Origin of the sequence: Agromyces allii, from assembly GCF_009749385.1 — a bacterium.
GTDB classification, from domain to species: Bacteria; Actinomycetota; Actinomycetes; order Actinomycetales; family Microbacteriaceae; genus Agromyces; species Agromyces allii.
Genome location: NZ_WBIN01000011.1, coordinates 209359 through 229155, shown reverse-complemented (window position 1 = coordinate 229155; position 19797 = coordinate 209359). Strand labels below are relative to the sequence as shown.

Below are 19797 nucleotides of genomic sequence, written 5' to 3'. Positions count from 1 at the left end.
GGCAGACTTGCGGCATGGCGATCACAGAGGCAGACCTCATCCACCTGCGCCGCGCGGTGGCGCTCGCGCGCGAAGCCGCCGACTCGGGCGACGGGCCGTTCGGCTCGGTGCTCGTCGACGGCCACGGCGACGAACGGTGCGCCGATCGAAACCGCGAGGAGAGCACGGGCGACCCGACGCGGCATCCGGAGCTCGAGATCGTGCGCTGGGCCGTCGCGAACCTGACGCCCGACGAGCGAGCCGCGTCGACCGTCTACACGTCGGGGGAGCACTGCGCGATGTGCGCGGCCGCACACGCGTGGGTCGGCCTCGGCCGCATCGTCTACGTCGCGTCGGCCGAGCAGATCGCCGCCTGGCGACGGGATGCCGGCGCCGTGCGCTCCGTCGTGACGCCGCTGCCGATCACGACGGTCGCCCCTGGACTGGTGGTCGAGGGGCCCGTCGACGAACTGGTGCCCGAGATCCACTCGCTCATCGTGCGGGCGGCGCGCGGGGCCTGACACTGCTCGGGGCGGCTACCGAGGGTCGTGCTCGCCCTGCGCCGCCGGCCCGGATTCGGGCGTACGCCCCGCCCGCTGCTCCCGCACGAAGACGACGAGGCCCGTGATGAGGAGCGCGAAGCCCAGCACGAGGCCGAGGACCTGCGCCCAGAGCCGCATGCCGTCGGGCAGGAGCATCGAGGGCAGGACGAAGCTGAACGTCGCGCCCACGAAGTACCAGACGGACGTCTGCGGCGTCGATTGCGAGGCCATGGCGGCGGTTCCTCCCGTTCGTGTGCTCCACGCTAGGGCGGCGGCGAGTGCGGCGGATCCGTCGCGCGGGGGAGATCGGGCCCTCGATCCCGCACCGCCGCGCACTCATCGCACCGCGCCCTCGCGGTGGACGCGGCGCACGCGTAGGGTGAATGGGATCACTGCCGCCGGGCACCGTGCCGGCGACGAGTGACACGACGGGCAGCCCTGAACCACGGCCCGAACGGAGTGACTGACCGATGTCTTGGGACGACGATTTCGACGCCGACGCAGAGGAGCGCGGCGGGCATCGTCGAGTGCGCGAGCGGGCCACGGCATGGCAGATCGTGCGCCGTTCTGCCGCGTACGCGGGCGTCGTGGTCGGCGCGGTCGCGCTGGTCGTCGGCGCCGTCGTCGCCGTGAACGTGGTCGGCACGGCGACCAACCCGGGCGGGTTCGCCGCGCCGGCAGCCGATGGCCCGCACGTCGCGCTGCCGCCCTCCACGACGCAGGCCGGGGAGTCGGCCGATCCGCAGCCGTCCGACACGGGCGAGGCGCTCGCCGAGGGCGACGCCTCGACGCCCGACGAGCCTTCCGGCCTCTCCGGGGCGGTGCAGATGCCGGCGCCCGCGCCCATGCCGCTCGTCGACGCCGAGTGGTCGGAGCAGATCGCCTCGAGCACCGGCATCCCCGAACGCGCACTGGCCGCCTACGCCCTCGCGCACATCGTGCTCGCCGCGCAGGATCCCGAATGCGGGGTCGACTGGGCGACGGTCGCCGCCATCGGCTCGATCGAATCGGGCCACGGCAGCCACGGGGGAGCAGCGCTCGACGACGCGGGCCTCGCGCAGCCGGCCATCATCGGGCGGGCGCTCGACGGCAACGGCGTGGCGAAGATCCCCGACACCGACGGCGGCACGCTCGACGGCGACCTCACCTGGGACCGCGCGGTGGGTCCGATGCAGTTCATCCCGTCGACGTGGGTGCAGTGGGGGGCCGACGGCAACGGCGACGGGCTGATCGACCCGAACCAGATCGACGACGCCGCGCTCACCACGGCCACCTACCTCTGCGCCTCCGGATCGATGACGACGCCCGAGGGGTGGCGCGCGGCGATCTACTCGTACAACCACGACAACGACTACGTCGACAAGGTCGCGAAGGTCGCCCAGGGCTACGCGGCAGCGGTCGGCTAGGGCTGCGCCGCACTCGCCGGCACCGAGGGCGAACGGATGCCGCGGCATCCGCCCGGCTCGATAGCATCGCCAGACGGCGATACCCGGCCGTTCACCTGCGTGCGGCGTCGCCGTCGTGCGCGACCCGACCCGACGGCCCCGGCCGTCAAGGAGCACCCACCCATGAACATCGACGGCAACGTCTTCGTCGTGACCGGCGCCGGCAACGGCATCGGCCGCGAGGTCGCACTCCAGCTCATCGCGCGCGGCGCCTCGGTCGCGGGCGTCGACCTGAACGAGGCGGGGCTCGCCGAGACCGCGCGCCTCGCCGACGCCGGCGACCGCTTCACGGTGCACGCCGCGAACATCACCGACCGCGAGGCGATCGAGGCACTGCCTGCGGCGGTCGAGCTCGCGCACGGCCGGGTCGACGGCATCCTGAACATCGCCGGCGTGATCCAGAAGTTCGTCAAGGTCGAGGACCTGCCGTTCTCCGAGATCGACAAGGTCATGAGCGTGAACTTCGGCGGCGTCATGAACATGTGCAAGGCGTTCCTGCCCACGCTCCTCGCGCGCCCCGAGGCTGCGATCCTCAACGTCGCGAGCATGGGCGCCTACGCGCCGGTGCCCGGCCAGGCGGTCTACGGTGCCTCGAAGGCCGCGGTGAAGCTCGTCACCGAGGCGCTCTACGCCGAGCTGCTCGACACGAACGTGCAGGTCACGATCGTGTTCCCCGGGGCGATCGGCACCGACATCGCCGCGAACTCGGGCGTCGAGCTGGCCGGCGGCGAATCGAAGGAGTCGGCCGCAGCGGCCGCCTACAAGACGACGAGCCCCGTCGTCGCCGGGCGGACCATCGTCGACGCGCTCGCCAAGGGGAAGTACCGGGCCACGATCGGCCCCGACGCGGCCGCGATGGACCGCATCTCGCGCATCAACCCCCAGTACGCGACGAAGCTCATCGCGAAGCAGATGGGCAGCCTGCTCGGCTGATCCGCGGCTGATCCGCTGCTGGGCCGATCCGCTGATCGGCCGAGCCGACGGGGTGACGGTGCGTCGTGCACCGCCACCCCGTCGGGTCCGTCAGCAGCTGTGGGCCGGATACGGCGCCACGACGGTCTGGGTCACGCGCTCACCCTCGACGGTCGCGGTGAGCTCGACCGTCGCCTCGCCTGCAGGGATGCTCGTCGCGCGGGTCGTGAAGCCGTGGAAGGCGTTCTTGCCCGGCGCGATCGCCGCGAACGACCGGTTTCCGAACGTCGACGTGATGCCGACGTCGATGGGCACCTCGTCCTCGTTCTTCACCGTGACGGTCGAGACGACCTTCCCGGCCACGCACCGTGCGGCGGCCGTCGCCGTGACGGCGAGCGTCGGCGTCACGGGCGGGAACGCGAGCGCCTGCCAGCCGCCGACCTCGGCCGCGGTGAGCGCGCGACCGAAGATCGCGAGCCGGTCGACGCCACCCGACTGCCGTTCGCCGCCGTCGCGGTTCGCCCCGATGTGGAGCGTTCGCGACGTGCACGCGTTGGCGGCCTGGTACCCGCTGATCGTCGCCGTGGCGGCCTGCGACCCGTCGACGTAGACCGTGATGAGCCCGCCGGTGGTGAAGGTCACGGCGAGCGAGAACCATCGCCCGGTCGGCACGACGGCCGTGGTGGTCGTGCCCGTGCCCGCCGTGATGATGCGGACGTTGTTCGACGGGGTCAGGTCGATCAGGATGCCGTCGGAGTCGCTGTTCGCGGCCCGGTGGTCGAACAGCCGTCGGTGGCCCGACTGTCCGGGATCGATCTTGAACTCCGCGGCGAACGTCGACTCCTCGAGGTACCCGAGCGAGAACGGCGCGACGCTCGTGACGTACCCCGCACTGCTCATCCGTTGCGCGGTTCCAGTCGGCCCCTCGGCGATGGACGGGAGCGTGCCCTGGATCCGCCAGTCGCGGTCGTAGGGCGACGCGTCGCCGTCGGCGTCGCCGCCGAGGTTCCAGGCGACGAGCGGGTTTTCGGCGTCCGGGACCGGGCACGGGGTCGGCGGCTTCACGTTCACGACCGTCGTCGTCGAGACCGACGCGCCGTCGCGGGTGAGCGTCGCCGTGATCGGCGACTGCCTCGACGCGTTTCCGGCGCCGACGGTGACGGTGACGGTCCGTTCAGCGGATGATCCCGCCGCGATCGGGTCGAAGTCCACGGTGGCCGGCGTCGCCGACCAGGCGGGAACGCCCGGTGCCGTGTCGGCGGGTACGCTGACCGCGACGCTCGCGCCAGTGACGGGCTCCGAGCCGATCGCCTCGACGCGCACCACGACCGGGATCTCGTCGCCGCTCACGGCCGAGGCCGGTGCGCTGATCGCGAGGGCGACCTCCGCCGTGACGGTGTACTCCTCGCCGGCTTCGCCGTCGAACGTGGCGACCCCGTCGTCGAGTGTCGGCTCGATGATCGTGCCGTCCGCGTCCTTCAGGGTGAAGAAGCCCGGCTTGAAGATCTGGTTCGCCACGCGCACCTCGCCGTCGCGCGACGGGGTGAGCGTGATCTCGCGGACCGAACCGTCCTGCCAGGCTGCGCCGACCTCGACGTCGCCACGTGCCTTGAGCCCCGAGTAGGAGCCGTCGGGCCAGGCCGACGGCAGCGCCGGAAGGACGTCGATGCGCCCGGCCTGGCTCTGCAGCAGCATCTCGGCGACACCGGAGGTCGCGCCGAAGTTGCCGTCGATCTGGAAGGGCGGGTGGTCGTCCCACAGGTTGTCGAGGGTCGAGCCCTTGAGCTGCTCGCCGAGGAGCTTGTGCGCCCGGTCGCCGTCGAGCAGGCGAGCCCAGAAGTTGATCTTCCAGGCCTTCGACCAGCCGGTGCCGCCGTCGCCTCGACCCTCGAGCGACGTGCGTGCCGCCGCAGCGAGTTCGGGCGTCTCGGCGGGCGAGACGGCCGAGCCCGGGAAGAGCGCGTACAGGTGCGACACGTGGCGATGCTGGTTGCCCGGGTTGTCGAGGGCCTGCTCGACCTTCCACTCCTTGAGCTGCCCCCACGAGCCGATCGCGAGACCGGGGTAGACGTGGTCGAGCTTGTCGCCGAGCTCTCCGAGGTAGGTGTCGTCGTCCTCGCCGACGAGGTCGGCGGCGGCCGCGGTCGAGGTGAGCACCTCGGTCACGATCTGCTGCGAGATCGACGCACCGACCGTGAAGTCGCCCTGCTCGGGCGAGTAGCTGGGCGTGACGACGTAGGTGCCGTCGGCGTCCTCGACGAGGAAGTCGATCCAGAACTCCGACACCGACTTCAGCATCGGGTAGGCGCGCTCGCGCAGGAACTCCTCGTCCTGGGTGAACAGGTAGTGCTCCCAGAAGTGCTGCGCGAGCCAGGCCGCGGCGTCGGGCTGCCAGAACGAGTACGCGTAGTTGTGCAGGCCGGTGAACCCGTACGGGTTCGTCTCGTTGCCGACGACCCAGCCGTCGGCGCCGTACATCTCGGTTGCGGTCTCGGTGCCCGCGGGCACCATCGACTCGACGTAGTCGAAGAACGGTTCGGTCGTCTCGCTGAGGTTCGTCGTCTCGGCCGGCCAGTAGTTCATCTGGAGGTTGATGTTGACGTGGTAGTCGGCGTCCCACGGGGGATTGTTGACCCGGTTCCACACGCCCTGCAGGTTCGCGGGGAGCGAGCCGGCCCGGGAGGAGGAGATGAGGAGGTAGCGCCCGTACTGGAAGTACAGGGACTCGAGCGCCCGAGCGCTCTCGGCGTCGATCGTGCCGCGGTAGGCCGCGAGCAGTTCGTCGGTGGGGATGTCGGGCAGCTCGGCACCGCCGAGGTCGAGTCCGACGCGATCGAAGAGCGACCCGTAGTCGTCCTGGTGCCGCTCGAGGAGGGCGTCGTACGTGCGCGCGGTCGCTGCATCGACGGCGGCCGTGACCGGCACGTGCGGATTCACGCCGCTGCGGTAGTCGTCGGAGTAGTCCATCGCGAAGTCGGTCGCGGCGCCGAGCACGAGGGTGACCTCGTTCGCACCGCTGACCGTGACCGTGCCGTTGCCGTTGTTCGCGACGGTGCCGCCGTCGTTGTCGACGGCCAGCTGCGACTCGAACCGGAGCCCGTTGTTCGACAGGGTGCCCGACGTGGTCAGGCGTCCTGCCTGGGCCTGCTGGACGACGCCGCTCCGACCACCGGGAAGGGCGACCTGAGCGGTGAACCCGATCCGGCCCGGCTCGTCCGCGGTCAGGCGCACCACGAGGACGTCGTCGGCGGCGGAGGCGAAGTACTCCCGCGTGTAGTCGACGCCGTCGGCGGTGAAGCTCGTCGTGACGAGGGAATCCCCGATGTCGAGCTGTCGTCGGTAGTCGGTCGCCGCGCCGATGCCGGTCATCGTGAGGTTCAGGTCGCCGAAGGTCTGGTACGAGCCGAAGTTCTTCTTCGGCTGGCCGAGCAGGCTCGCGATGGCAGTGGGCGCGACGCCTCCCGTGGGCGACGCGGTGATGAGGTCGCGCGCCTGCTGGATCGTCTGCGGCCCGCGGCCGTCGGTCCAGTTGCCGTAGTCGTAGCCGCCCTGCGAGCCGGGTCCGCCCGACCAGAGCGTCTTCTCGTTGAGCTGGATCCGCTCGTCGGAGACGCCGCCGTAGACCACGGCGCCGAGCGCGCCGTTGCCGATCGGCAGCGCGCGCTGCTCCCAGTTGCGCTGGTGGTCGCCGACGGTCGACAGCGGTTCGTCGAACCACACGACATCCGGCGCCCCGGCGATGCGCGTCGGCTGCTCGGGCTCCGCGGCCGCGGCAGGCATGGCCGCGGAGGCGTACAGGGGGATCGACAGCAGGGCGGCGAGCCCTGCGGCCGTGGCGCCGCGCACCCTGCGCGGCGAACTCGGTCTTCCGGTCTGGCGGTGCGGTCGCGCACCGGCCCCGGTCTTGTGGTCTTCGGTCATCATCGGCCTCCGGACGTCGTCGTCGCGCGGCGGGCTCCAGCCCACCGTCGACACTCTGTGTATCGACCAGACATCCGATGTGTCAAGGACGCTTGGCGCTCAAAAGGGGTACTTCGTCATGAATTTGGGGATTTCTTCAACAAATACGTCGGTGCAAACGTGATCCTGAACAGAACGCGCTGAATGCCGTCGGATGATTCCGCCTGGCGGAGGCTGCGCTGATAATTTCGAAGGATTGAACGAAAGTCGCGACCCGTTCAATCGCGACCGCATCCCATCGAGGCCGTCGGTTGACGGCGGGTATAGATCCGATGTTTACTGAGCCCCGGAGGCCAGCATGGGTGCAGCATTCTCTTATCTCACGAGTGAAATACGATTCGCTTCCCCATCCCGGCTCGACGGCGCAGGTGCCGCGAGCCGTGATGCCGATTGTGCTGCCGCGTACCTGACGATCAGCGACGATGCGATCGACGGCGCGGAGGGGCACGGTTTCGTCTTCTCGGCCGGCGGCAGCGGCGACGTGCAGCTCGCGGCGATCGAGGCGGTGATGGCGATCATCGAGGATCGCAGGCTCGACTCCCTCCTCGCCGACATGGGCGAGACCTGGCGCACGCTCGTCGACCACACCCGACGTGGATGGCTCGCGCCCGACGGCGGCCTCGCGCATCGGGCGGCCGGCGCGGTGATCAATGCGCTGTGGGACCTCAAGGCGAAACGAGCCGGGCTCCCGCTGTGGCGTCTGCTGGCCGGCATGCCGTCGGCCGAGATCGTGCGGCTCGTCGACTTCCGCTACCTGTCCGACGCGCTGTCGGCCGAGGAGGCGCTGGCGATCCTCGAAGCGGTGCTGCCGCACCGGGCGCAGCGCGAGCGACGGTTGCTCGCCGAGGGGTATCCGGCTGCCGCCGCATCGCCGGGGGAGCTCTGGTACTCCGACGAGCTGCTCGAGCGGCTCTGCCGCGAGGCGATGGCAGACGGCTTCACGCAGATCAAGCTCAAGGTCGGCGCGAACCTCGTCGACGACCGCCGTCGGCTCGCGATCGCCCGCGAGGTGTGCGGGCCCGACATCGCGATCGCGGTGGACGCCGATCGGCGGTGGGGGGTCGACGAGGCCGTCGGCTGGATCTCGGCGTTGAGCGAATTCGACCTGCACTGGGTCGAGGATCCGACCAGCCCGGTCGACCTCCTCGGGCACGCCGCGATCGCCCACGCGGTCACGCCCGTGCCGATCGCCACCGGGGAGCACGCGCTCAGCCCGGTCATGGTGAAGCAGCTGCTGCAGCTGAACGCCATCGGCTACCTCCAGATCGATGCGACGGCCGTCAACGAGAACATCGCGAGCCTCCTTCTCGCCGCGGGCACCGGCGTGCCGGTCTGTCCGCGCGCTGGCGGCGCGGGACTGTCCGAGGTCGTGCAGCACCTGGCGATGTTCGACTACATCGCCGTCAGCGGGTCGATGGAGGGGCGTGCGATCGAGCACGTCGATCGGTACCACGAGCACTTCGTGACTCCCGCCGAGGTCCGCGACGGGCGGTACCGCGCACCGCTCTTCCCCGGCTCGGGGGCCGAGATGCTCCCGACCAGCCTCGGCGACCACATGTGGCCGATGCTCTCCGCGCTCGACGGCGTCGCCTGACCCGTTCCGTCCGGGCTCCGGCGCCTCCCATCTGCGGGTCCCGTAGCCGCTTCTCGTGCATCGGGCGGGTGGACGGAGCGCGCCGATCCAGGTCTGTGCGGCCGAATTGTTGTGAATCAGGATGATTCGCCCTGCACCGTGCATCGGCGCGCGTTTCGGCGTCGGGATCGGCTTGAATTCCGGCATCCGTTAATTCTGCTTGACAAACAACAAAAACCCTCCATAGCATCGGGCCGAGCGCTGTCACTGTCGACCGAGGTCTGGTCGACGCTGGGGCGCGACCGACCGACGACACTCAGGAGCGCATCGTGCACAGAGCAGTCCCCATCCCACGAACCCGTCGGCGAACGACGGCGTTCGCGACCGCGCTCGCGGTCGTCGCCGGCCTCGCGTTGCCGGCACTCTGGAGCCCACCACCAGCGGCGCAGGCCGCCGATCTCGAGGCGACGGCGGACTTCCGCGTCCTCGTGTTCTCGGAGACGGCCGGCTTCCGCCATGGTTCGATCACCCCGGCGAACACCCTCATCGAGGACCTGGCCGAGGAGAACGGCTTCGAGGCCGTCTTCACCGAGGACTCGAGCGTCTTCGCCCCCGCGAACGCGGCCGAACTCGCGCTCTTCGACGCCGTCGTCTTCAACTCGACGACCGGCGACGTGCTCACCGCCGACGAGCAGACGACCTTCGAGGAGTACATCCGCGGCGGCGGCGGCTACGCCGGCATCCACTCCGCGAGCGACACCGAGTACGACTGGCCGTTCTACGGCGGCCTCGTCGGCGGGTACTTCAACGGCCACCCCGCGCCCCAGCAGGCCACGGTGAAGATCGAGGACAAGGTCAACCCGTCGACCATGCACCTCGAGGGCGACACCTGGGTCCTCAGCGACGAGTGGTACAACTACCGCAACTTCACGCGCGACAACGTGCACGTGCTCCTCTCGCTCGACGAGACCAGCTACACGGGCGGCACCCAGGGCGCCGATCACCCGATCGCCTGGTGCCAGGCCGACTACGAAGGCGGCCGCTCGTGGTACACGGGCCTCGGTCACATCGAGTCGAACTACGAGATCCCGGCCTTCCGCCAGCACATCCTCGGCGGCCTCGAGATCGCGGCGGGCGTCGTGCCCTCCGGTTGCTCGGCGACGCAGAGCGCGAACTACGAGAAGATCACGCTCGACGACAACACGCAGAACCCGATGGCGATGGACATCGCGCCCGACGGCAAGGTGTTCTACGCCGAGCGCAACGGTCGCCTGCAGCAGATCGACCCCGACACCAACGCCACGACGACCGCGCTGACGCTCGCCGTGACCCAGGCCAACGAAGACGGCCTGCTCGGCGTCGTGCTCGACCCCGACTTCGCCGAGAACGGCTGGGTGTACCTCTACTACGCCCCGAACAACGTCGGCGGCGACGGCCCCCACAACCGGCTCTCGCGGTTCACGTACGACTTCGGCACGAAGACGGCGTCGCTCGCATCCGAGAAGGTGCTCATGAAGGTGACGACGCAGCGCAACACCTGCTGCCACGCGGGCGGCGACATGCTGTTCGACAACGACGGCAACCTCGTGCTCGCCACCGGTGACAACACCAACCCGTTCGAGTCCGACGGCTACGCGCCGATCGACGAGCGCACGGGTCGCTCGGACTTCGACGCGCAGAAGTCGTCGGCGAACACCAACGACCTCCGCGGCAAGGTGCTCCGCATCACGCCGCAGGCCGACGGCACGTACACGATCCCCGAGGGCAACCTGTTCGACGAAGCGGAGGACACCGCGAACAAGACCCGCCCCGAGGTCTACGCCATGGGCTTCCGGAACCCGTTCCGGATCGGTCTCGACCCGCAGACGAACAAGCTGTTCGTCGCCGACTACGGCCCCGACGCCGGAGCGGCGAACGCGAACCGCGGCCCCGGCGGCACGGTTGAGTGGAACATCGTCGACGAGCCGGGCAACTACGGCTGGCCGCTCTGCGTGGGCATCAAGTGCTACCGGGACTGGAACTTCGCGACCTCGACCGCGGGTGCCGCGTTCGACCCGGCCGCGCCGATCAACAACAGCCCGAACAACACCGGCCTGACGACGCTCCCGCCCGTAATCCAGCCCGAGTGGTGGACCGAGAACGGCACGGCGGCGCTCTACCCCGAGATCGGCAACAGCGGTGCCCCCATGGGCGGCCCCGTCTACCGGTTCGACCCCGACCTCGAGTCCGAGACCAAGTGGCCGGCGTACTGGGACGGCAAGGCGATCTTCGGCGAATGGAACCAGGGCAAGCAGTACTCGATCCAGCTCGACGAGGAGACCGGCTCCGAGATCGTCGACATCAACCGGATCCTGCCCGCCATCTTCGACGGCGGCGGTGACTGGCACCGTTCGATGGACTTCGAGTTCGGCCCGGACGGCGCGCTCTACGTCATCGACTGGGGCTCGGACTTCGGCGGCTCGACGGCCGACTCCGGCGTCTACCGCATCGACTACGTCCAGGGCAGTCCCTCTCCGATCGCGCGCGCCTCGGCCGACGTGACGAACGGTCCCGACGAGACGCTGACGGTCAACTTCAGCTCCGAGGGCACGCGTCATCCGCTCGCCCTCGACTACACGCTCGAATGGAACTTCGGCGACGGCACGGCGACCTCGAGCGCTGCCAACCCGACGCACACCTACGAGGGCGCCGGCCGGTACACGGCACAGCTCACGGTGACCGACGAGCTCGGCCACTCGGCGGTCGCGAACGTGCAGATCGTCGTCGGCAACGCGGTTCCGACCGTGGAGATCACCTTCCCCGAACAGGGCGGGTTCTTCGAGTGGGGCGACCAGGTGCGCTACGAGGTGACGGTGAACGACCCGGATGCCTCGGGCCCCATCGACTGCTCGAACGTCACGGTCGTCGCGGCCCTCGGCCACGACTCGCACAACCACGACTTCGGCGAGCAGCACGGCTGCGAGGGGAGCATCCAGACGATCCGCGACGCGGGCCACGGCCTCGAGGCGAACCTGTTCTGGGTGATCAACGTGAACTACGCCGACGACGGCGGCGCCGCAGGCGTCCCGCTCACCGGCTTCGGCACGAACATCCTCAACCCCAAGTACTTCCAGGCGGAGTACTTCGACGAGACCGGCCGCATCGGCGGAACCGGTGGAGCCGATGACGGGGTGCGCACCGAGACCACGGGCGACTCGGCCGGCGGCGGACGCAACGTCAGCCACATCGAGACGAACGACTGGTGGGCGTACGAGCCGATCAACCTGAAGGGCATCGACTCGGTGTCGCTGCGCATCGCGAAGGGCTTCGCCGGCGACGGCACCATCGCGGCGCGCTGGAACTCGCCGACCGGGCCCACGCTCGGCACGGTGACCTTCCAGCCGACGAACGGCTCGAACGGGCAGCCCGCGTGGCAGACCTATCGGGACTTCCCGATGGCGCTGGACACGTCGGCGACGAACGGCGAGACGGGCAAGTTGTACTTCGTGCTGACCTCGGGCGGCGCGAACGTCAACAACCTCGTCTTCGAGGGCGACGGCGTCGACACCAACGCCTCGCCGACCGGCGAGCTCACGGTCGACGTGACGAGCGGGGAGCCGCCGCTCGCGGTGAACGCCTCCATCGACGCGACCGACCCCGACGGCGACTCCAGCCTCCTCACCTACAAGTGGGATGCCGGAACCGGCGGCGGCTTCGTCAGCGGCACCTCGGAGTTCGCGACCACGTACACCACCCCCGGCGCGTACACCCTCACGGTGCGCGTGACCGACGGTGGCGGCGCGTACCGCGACTTCAAGCAGACGATCACCGTCGACTCGGCGCCGATCGGCATCTGCTACAGCGGTCGCTCCGACGGATTCGACGGCACGGCGCTCGACACGACGAACCGGTGGAACCGCTCGGTGCGCACCGACCAGTTCGCGCAGGTCGCGAACGGTGCGCTCACGATCCCGGCCTCGCTGACGGACATCCACGCCGCCGGCACGGGAACGTCGAACATCGTCCTGCAGGACATCCCTGAAGGTGCGTTCTCGATGACCGCGAAGGTGAACTTCCCGGCCCGGGTGCAGTACCAGCAGGCGGGACTCACGATCTACGGCGACGACGACAACTACCTGAAGCTCGTGCAGATGGCACGCGGTCAGGCGTCGGACCCCGCGAACCGTGTGTTCCAGTTCCTGAAGGAGGACGACGCGACGCCGGTCGAACGCAACTCGGCTGCGCTCGGAGCTGACTTCCCCGACACGTACTACGTGCGGCTCGCCAGCGACGGCACCACCGTCACCGCCTCGTACTCGGCGAACGGAACCGACTTCACCACGATGTCGGACACGTTCACCCTGGCCGGCATCTCGAACCCGAAGATCGGCCTGCTCGCGCTCGGCTCCAACAGTGCGCCCTCGCAGGCGTACGGCGTGGTCAACGCGAAGTACGACTGGTTCCAGGTGACGCCCGACGACACCGCCACCGCCGACACGCCGAACGACGAGTTCGACGGTGCGGCGCTGGACGCCTGCCGCTGGGAGGTCGTGAACGAGGATGCCTCCGGGTACCGCGTCGCCGACGGCCGACTGCAGATCGACACGTCGCCGTTCGACATCTACAACACCGACACCGGTGTGACGAACTTCGTCCTCCAGCCCCAGCCGGCCACCGACTGGGTCGTGGAGACGAAGGTCGACGCCTCGGAGTTCGACCGGCGCTACCAGCAGGGCGGCCTGATCCTCTACAAGGACTCGGCCAACTACGTGAAGCTCGACATCCTCGCGACGAACGAGGCCGGTCAGGCGATCGCACGCAACCTCGAGATGCGCAGCGAGATCGGCAACGCCGTGCAGAACCCCCAGCCGAACGCTCCGGCGCCGGCGAACGGGCTCGTGTGGCTGCGTCTGGAGAAGGTCGGAACGACCTTCACCGGGTACTCGAGCACCGACGGCGTGAACTGGACGGCGATCGCGCAGACGGTGTCGAACACCGCGCTCGCGGACGCCAAGGTCGGCCTCTACGCCCTCGGCAACTCGGCACAGGGCCAGGTGTCGAACACCGCCTACTTCGACTACTTCAAGGTGGTCGAGGACCCGCTGGAGGTCACGGCGTCCGTCACCCCCGAATCGCCGACCGGCGAGAACGGGTGGTACACGGGTGACGTCACCGTCGCCGTCGATGCCCAGGGCAGCAGCGGCACCGTCTACCGCGAGGTCAACCTCGACGGTGCGGGCTGGGTCGAGTACACGGCGCCCGTCGTCGTGACCGAGGAGGGCGAGCACGAACTGCAGTACCGTGCCTCGACGTCGTCGGCAGGCTCGACCGAGGCGCAGTCGGTCTCGTTCAAGATCGACCGGACGGCACCCGTGCCGACCGCATCGGTCGCGACCGACGAGGCCGACCCGACGCTGCGGACGCTCGAGCTCGCAGCCGAGGACGCGACGAGCGGCGTCGACTCGATCGAGTACCGCATCGGCGACGCCGAGTGGGCCGCCTACGGCGACCCGGTCGAGCTGCCGACCGGTGCCTCGACGGTCGAGTACCGCGCGACCGACGTCGCCGGCAACACGAGCGAGGTGGCGAGCCTCGAGGTTCCCGCCCTCGAGTCCCCGCTCGACGTGACCGTCGTGGCCGGCGCCCGTTGCGTCGCCGGCAAGGCGGTGCTCACGCTGCAGACGACGAACAACGAGGAGGTTCCGCTGACCGTCGCGTACACGACGGCCTACGGCACCAAGTCGTTCGCCGCCGTCGCGCCCGGCAAGAACGCGTTCCACGCGTTCACGACCCGCCTCGTCGAACTGCCCGCCGGGACCGCCACGGTCACGGTGACGGGAGTCGTCGCCGGCGAGTCGATCACCACCACGACCGAGGTCGAGTACCCCGCGTACCGCTGCGGCTGATCCGATGGGCGGTCCGCCGGAGACGGCGGGCCGCCCATCACCCCACCCCCCAACCTCCGGCGATCCTCGCCGGTCCATGAGAAGGAGAACCCCATGCGTAGGAGAGAAGTCGTCGCGAGGTGCGCACTGGTCACGGCCGGCGTGTTCGTGCTCGCCGGCGTCGCCACCGCGGCATCCGCCGAGGAGCAGTACGGTGGCGAGGACATCGACGTGTCGGTCGAGATCGCGCAGATCGACGAGCCCGGCGTGCTCGCCCTGACGGTCGCCGGCGGCGCCGTCGACCTGACCGAGTCGGGATCCACCCCGACCGTCCGCCAGTTCACCGGCACCCTGCCGACCGTGACCGTGACCGACACCCGTACGGCCGAGGAGATCCCCGACGACGCGGCCTGGTACGTGCTCGGCAGTGCGACCGACTTCCTCGGCTCCGCGGGGCAGCCCGCGATCCCGGCCTCCCTGCTCGGCTGGGCGCCGGAGCTCATCGACGGCGGCGAGTCGGGCCTCGTGGCCGAGGGCGACCCCGTCGACGGCAGCCTGGACTCCGGACCCGGCCTCGTCGACGTCGAGCTGCTCGCGATGGCCGCCTCCTCCGAGGTGATCTCGCCGGAGGGCCAGTGGACCGCGACCGCCGACCTGTCGCTGCGCACGCCCGCGACGGTGACGCCCGGGAGCTACACCTCGACCCTCACCCTCTCGCTCTTCGAGTGACGGACGTGGGTTCGACGATGATCGCGACGACGGGTTCGCGCAGGAGAGCAGCCGCGATGCTCGTCGCCGTCCTGGTGATGCTCTTCGCACAGTTGTTCGTGCTCGGGGCCGGTCCGGCACGCGCGCACGGCGGGCCCTTCGAGGGGCAGATCGCACAGGACGGCGAGGGCGGCGTGTACGTCTCGTTCGCCTACACGGAGGACGGACACCCCGTCGAGGCACTCCTCGTCGGCACGGTCGAGGGCCGCTCGGCGGCCGGCGAGGTGCTCGATCCCGTCCCGCTGGTCTCCGCCAGCCAGGGGTCGGGCATCTGGGGGGTGCCTGCGGGCACCTTCCCCGAGGGGGAGTGGGACATCACGGTCACGGTGACCGATCCCGTCGCCTACGAGACGAGTGCGCCGATCGAGATCGTCATGGCCGAGGTCGTCGCCGAGGACTACGTGGCGCCTGCGGCGGCGGCATCCGATGTCGCTCCGGCCGCGGAGTTCGGCTCGTGGTTCGCGGTCGGCCTCGGCGTCGCCGCGGTCGCGGCCGTGCTCGTGGTCGGTGCGCTGCTGTTCCGGAGGTCGCGCGTCTCGGCGTGACCTGCGGCGGAATGAAAGGAGACGGGGATGCCGCGGCATCCCCGTCTCCTTCTGCGTGCCGGCCGCGCCGCCGTCAGCGACCGGCGGCGGCGTCTGCCTCGACCGATCCGGGGCGGCAGGCGAGCACGGCGCCGTAGACCGTGAGGGCGAGGGTCGCGATCAGGCCGACGTACACGGGAATCCAGCTGCCCGTGGCGGTGAGCACCCAGCCGACGCAGAGCGGGCCGATGCACGCGACGCCGTAGCCGACGCCCTGCATCGAGCCGGACAGGAACGTGCCGCCCTCCGGGGTGGTCGAGCGCCGGTGCACGAGCGCGAGGCAGAGCGGGAAGGTGCTCACGCCGAGCCCGAGCGCGGCGGTCGCGATCCACGCGTTCGCCGTGGCGTCGACGGCCAGGAGCAGGTAGCCGCAGGCGAGCAGGGCGGCACACGCGACGACCACCCACCGCGGGTTCGCCATGCGGAGCGTGAGCCCGGGGATCACGAATCCGGCGGCGATGCCGAAGACCGAGAAGAAGGCGAGCAGGGCGGCGCCGGCGCTCTCGCCGAGCCCGGCGTCGATCGCGATGTTGGGGAGCCACGTGACGATCGTGTAGGTGTGCAGCGCCGTCATGGAGAAGAGGATGATGAGCCCGCGCACGGTCGGCGTCGACCAGTAGCGACGTCGGGTCGCGGCGTCGAGTCGATGCGGTGCGGCGCGGGTTCCGGTCCCTGTCGAGCTCGCCGCCGGCACCACCCAGAGCGCCGCCGCGAGCGCGAGCGGGATCGCCCAGATCGCGAGGGACCAGCGCCAGCCGAGGGATTCGGCCACGGCCACCGAAACGATGGGGGCGATGACCTGGCCGACCTGGAGAAGCACGGCGTAGACGGTGCTCAGGGTTCCGAGCTTCGATGGGAACCAGCTCTTGATGAGCGGGATCGTCAGCACGTTCGCCATGCCGATGCCGGCGAACAGCAGCACGCTCGACGCGAGCAGGAGGCCGGTCGACGGAGACGCCGATCGCAGCAGCGTGCCGAGCGTCGACACGACGAGCGCGAGCACCATCGCCCGCTCGAGGCCGATCCAGCGCGCGACCGTCGGGGCCACGAGGCCGAAGAACGCGAAGCAGGCGGTGACGATCGTCCCGATGGCGCCGATCACGGGTGCGCCGAAGCCGAGCTCCTCGCCGATCCGGTCGGCGAGCGGACTGAAGCCGGTCACGCCCGTCCTCAGGTTGAAGGCGGTCAGGGCGACTGCGCCGACGAGGAGTCCGACCCGCAATGGCGAGGCGGTCGGGGCGAGTGGGGTCGTGGTCATGGGTGCTCCTGTCTGGTGTCCCGGTCGTCGGGGTCGCCCGGACGTCGCCGAGACGAACCGGCATTCGGGTCGAGCGTGTCGTCGGACCGTCGTCGCATCGACGCGACGACAGCAGGCTATGGGTAATATGACTGGAGTCACAACATACAGACATCCGGTCGAGGGTCGAGGAGTGGACGATGAAGTCCTTCAGCAGGTTCGCGCAACGCGTCGGACTCGGCGTCATGGCTGCGCTGCTCGCGTCCGTCGCGTTCCAGGCAGCCCTTCCGCAGGCCGCATCCGCCGCTGAAGACCCCGCGGTGACGTGGTCGGTGACCCCGGCCGACGCCGATGGGCCCGATGACCGCTCGTGGGTCGAGCAGTCGCTCGATCCGGGGGAGACCCGCGTCGAGCACCTCGCGGTGCGCAACCTCGGGGCGTCGGAGGTCACCTTCGCGCTGTCGGCCGCCGACGGCTACTTCACCGAGACCGGTCGCTTCAACATGCTGCCCGCCTCGACGCCCTCGACCGCGGCCGGGCTCTGGATCGAGCTGCCGGAGAGCGTCACCGTGCCGGCGAACGGCACCGCGGTGGTGCCCTTCACGATCGCCGTTCCGGACCGCGCCGTGCCGGGCGACTACGCCGCCGGAGTCGCTGCGTCGATCACCTCGGTCGGGTCCGACGACGGCGCGACGATCGGCATCGAGAGTCGGGTCGGGTTCCGCGTGCTCACGCGCGTCGTCGGGGAACTGGCGCCCTCGCTCGCCATCGTCGACGCGACCTCGGACTACCGCATCTCCTGGAATCCGTTCGCCCCCGGCCGGGCGACCGTCGCCTTCGCCGTGGAGAACACCGGCAACACGAGGCTGTCGGTCACCGGGCAGGTCGAGGCGGCGGGTGGCGCTGCGGCGTTCGCGCCCTCGGATGAGGCGATCGAGCTGCTGCCGGGCGATCGGAGGGAGATCTCGGTCGTGCTCGAGGACGTGTGGCCGCTGCTGCTCGTTCCGACGCGCATCGCCGCCTCGGTCGAGGTCGCGGATGCCGCGGGCAGCTGGGAGCCGGCACCGGGCGCCGCCGAGTCGGTGTCGCTCACGACCTGGGCGCCGCCGCTGCCGCAGCTCGTGGTCCTCCTCGCGCTCGGGCTCATCGTGGTCGCCCTCGTCGCGCGGCGCCGCCGAAGCCGGAGGGAGGTCGCCGACCTCGTCGAGCAGGCGAGGGAGGAGGGTCGACGCGAGGCGTGGTCGACGTCGCCCTCGTCGGATCGGGTCGACGCCTGACGGACGCCGCCCCGCGTTGCATCGGCCGGTCTCGGCGATCGAGGCGCGATTTAGACTGGAATTACAACAAAATCGCGATCCGTCGTCATCCGACGCAATCACCCCTCCTTTTCAGGATCGTTCGGGGATACACTGGGGCGACTCGATGAGAGCGCTCTCAAGCAGTGTTCCGGCGGCGCTGGATGCGAAGGACCCGTGTCCACGCCGCCTGTGCTTTCGGCCTCGATTCCAACAATCCGAGTAGCATTCGGAGACAGTCCTCGTTCGCCAGGCATCGAGCCGCAGACGAGATCACCCATTGGAGGTGGGATGAAGGATCCGATCGGAGGCACCTCGCGTGTCGGATCCAAGGGCCGGAACCTCGAGGATCTCCGTCGGCAGAACCTCAGCACGGTGCTCTCCCTGGTCCACGCGAACCGCTCCATGACCCGTGCGGACCTCACGCACGCGACCGGCCTCAACCGGTCCACGGTCGCCACGATCGTCACCGAGCTCGAGTCGCTCGACCTCGTCACGGTGTCGCAGCCGGTCGACACGAAGCGCGTCGGCCGTCCGAGCACCGTGATCGGTCCCTCGCCACGCCACATCGCGGTTGCGGTGCACCCCGACAAGGACGCGATCGCGATCGGCGTGGTCGCCATGGGCGGTCGCGTGCTGCGCGAGTTCCGATTCGACGTCGAGCATGCGCCGTCGGCCGTGCACACGGTCAACACCCTGCACGCCCTCGTGCGCGGCCTCGAGCTCTCCGACGGCGGAACGGTGCTCGGCATCGGCATCGGCGTGCCCGGACTGGTCGGCGCCCGCGACGGCGTCGTCCGCGTCGCCCCGCACCTCGACTGGCGCGACGAGCCGCTGGTCGACATGGTCGCGTCGGCGACCGGCCTGCCGACCTGGGCCGCGAACGACGCCACGTGCGCCGTGGTCGCCGAGGGGCAGTTCGGCCAGGGCGTCGACGAGGAGAACGTCGTGTACCTGAACGGCGGCGCCGGCGGCATCGGCGGCGGCGTCATCGTCGGCGGGCAGCTGCTCTCGGGCGAGAACGGCTACAGCGGCGAGCTCGGTCACATGCTCGTCAACTCCGACGGCGGCCTGTGCCACTGCGGGGCGATCGGATGTCTCGAGACCGAGGTGAATCGCGACGACCTGCTCGGCGTGGTCGGCCTCGGCGATGCCGAGGCGAACCTGCTCGAGCAGCGACTTCGTGATGCCTACGGCACCGACCAGGACGTCACGGAGCTGGTCGACCGTCAGCTGACCTACCTCGGCGTCGCGATGCGGAACATCGTCAACATCTTCAACCCGGGCGTCATCGTGCTCGGCGGGTTCCTCGGAGCGCTGCGCAACGCGACCGACGCGCGCCTGCAGGACGACGTCGAGCGGTCAGCCCTCGCGGGGCCCGCCTCCGAGGTGAGGATCGTGTCGTCGACCCTTGAGGACAACGTTCTGATCGGCGCCGGCGAACTCGTCTTCCGCACGATCCTCCGCGATCCGACCTCCGCGTCGACGGGCATCATGCCCGGCGCGGAGCGCGTCGCAGCCGGCTGAGACGTCGGCACCCCGGCACGCCGACACGGCTGCGGCCCGCCCGGCACGCCGACACGGCAGCGGCCCGCCCGGCACGCCGACACGGCTGCGGCCCGCCCGGCTCGACCGAGC

Annotated in this window: 12 protein-coding genes; 9 read left to right on the top strand and 3 right to left on the bottom strand. The window is 70.2% G+C overall.

Annotation, left to right across the window (positions count from 1 at the left end; genetic code table 11):
- Positions 1-14 precede the first annotated feature (14 nt).
- On the top strand, positions 15-500 hold the full coding sequence (locus GQR16_RS14815) for a deaminase (RefSeq protein ID WP_157415926.1): 486 nt from the start codon (positions 15-17) through the stop codon (positions 498-500).
- 15 nt (positions 501-515) lie between these two features.
- On the opposite strand, the gene GQR16_RS14810 is transcribed toward GQR16_RS14815, so the two are convergent.
- Entirely contained in the window at positions 516-752 is a 237-nt protein-coding gene (locus GQR16_RS14810) for a hypothetical protein (RefSeq protein ID WP_157415925.1), read from the bottom strand.
- A gap of 239 nt (positions 753-991) precedes the next feature.
- Here GQR16_RS14810 and GQR16_RS19755 point away from each other — a divergent pair, with 239 nt between their 5' ends.
- Positions 992-1927 (top strand): lytic transglycosylase domain-containing protein, encoded by a 936-nt coding sequence (locus GQR16_RS19755; protein WP_211373527.1) that lies wholly within the window; start codon positions 992-994, stop codon positions 1925-1927.
- A 162-nt stretch (positions 1928-2089) separates the two neighbouring features.
- Positions 2090-2899 carry an SDR family NAD(P)-dependent oxidoreductase gene (locus GQR16_RS14800; protein ID WP_157415924.1) on the top strand — a complete coding sequence of 270 codons (810 nt, stop codon included), beginning with the start codon at positions 2090-2092 and terminating at the stop codon, positions 2897-2899.
- 90 nt (positions 2900-2989) lie between these two features.
- Here GQR16_RS14800 and GQR16_RS14795 read toward each other — a convergent pair whose 3' ends face one another.
- The gene (locus GQR16_RS14795) at positions 2990-6799 is read right to left on the bottom strand and encodes a glycosyl hydrolase family 95 catalytic domain-containing protein (RefSeq protein WP_157415923.1); all 3810 of its coding nucleotides are present in this window, start codon (positions 6797-6799) and stop codon (positions 2990-2992) included.
- 337 nt (positions 6800-7136) lie between these two features.
- Here GQR16_RS14795 and GQR16_RS14790 point away from each other — a divergent pair, with 337 nt between their 5' ends.
- The 4 genes from GQR16_RS14790 to GQR16_RS14775 all read left to right on the top strand — a co-directional run bounded on the left by GQR16_RS14790 (position 7137) and on the right by GQR16_RS14775 (position 15588).
- On the top strand, positions 7137-8432 hold the full coding sequence (locus GQR16_RS14790) for an enolase C-terminal domain-like protein (protein ID WP_157415922.1): 1296 nt from the start codon (positions 7137-7139) through the stop codon (positions 8430-8432).
- A 308-nt stretch (positions 8433-8740) separates the two neighbouring features.
- Positions 8741-14296, top strand: a complete 5556-nt coding sequence (locus GQR16_RS20080) for a ThuA domain-containing protein (RefSeq protein ID WP_157415921.1) — start codon at positions 8741-8743, stop codon at positions 14294-14296.
- 93 nt (positions 14297-14389) lie between these two features.
- Positions 14390-15004, top strand: a complete 615-nt coding sequence (locus GQR16_RS14780; protein ID WP_157415920.1) for a hypothetical protein — start codon at positions 14390-14392, stop codon at positions 15002-15004.
- A gap of 5 nt (positions 15005-15009) precedes the next feature.
- Positions 15010-15588: a hypothetical protein gene (locus tag GQR16_RS14775; protein WP_157415919.1), complete on the top strand. Its 579-nt coding sequence runs from the start codon at positions 15010-15012 to the stop codon at positions 15586-15588.
- Between the two features lie 73 nt (positions 15589-15661).
- Here the strand turns inward: GQR16_RS14775 and GQR16_RS14770 are convergent, their stop codons facing one another.
- Entirely contained in the window at positions 15662-16885 is a 1224-nt protein-coding gene (locus tag GQR16_RS14770; RefSeq protein ID WP_157415918.1) for an MFS transporter, read from the bottom strand.
- 179 nt (positions 16886-17064) lie between these two features.
- On the opposite strand from GQR16_RS14770, the gene GQR16_RS14765 reads away from it, so the two are divergent.
- Both GQR16_RS14765 and GQR16_RS14760 read left to right on the top strand, forming a co-directional pair.
- On the top strand, positions 17065-18141 hold the full coding sequence (locus GQR16_RS14765; protein WP_157415917.1) for a hypothetical protein: 1077 nt from the start codon (positions 17065-17067) through the stop codon (positions 18139-18141).
- Between the two features lie 309 nt (positions 18142-18450).
- Positions 18451-19686, top strand: a complete 1236-nt coding sequence (locus GQR16_RS14760) for an ROK family transcriptional regulator (RefSeq protein ID WP_157415916.1) — start codon at positions 18451-18453, stop codon at positions 19684-19686.
- Positions 19687-19797: the final 111 nt, after the last annotated feature.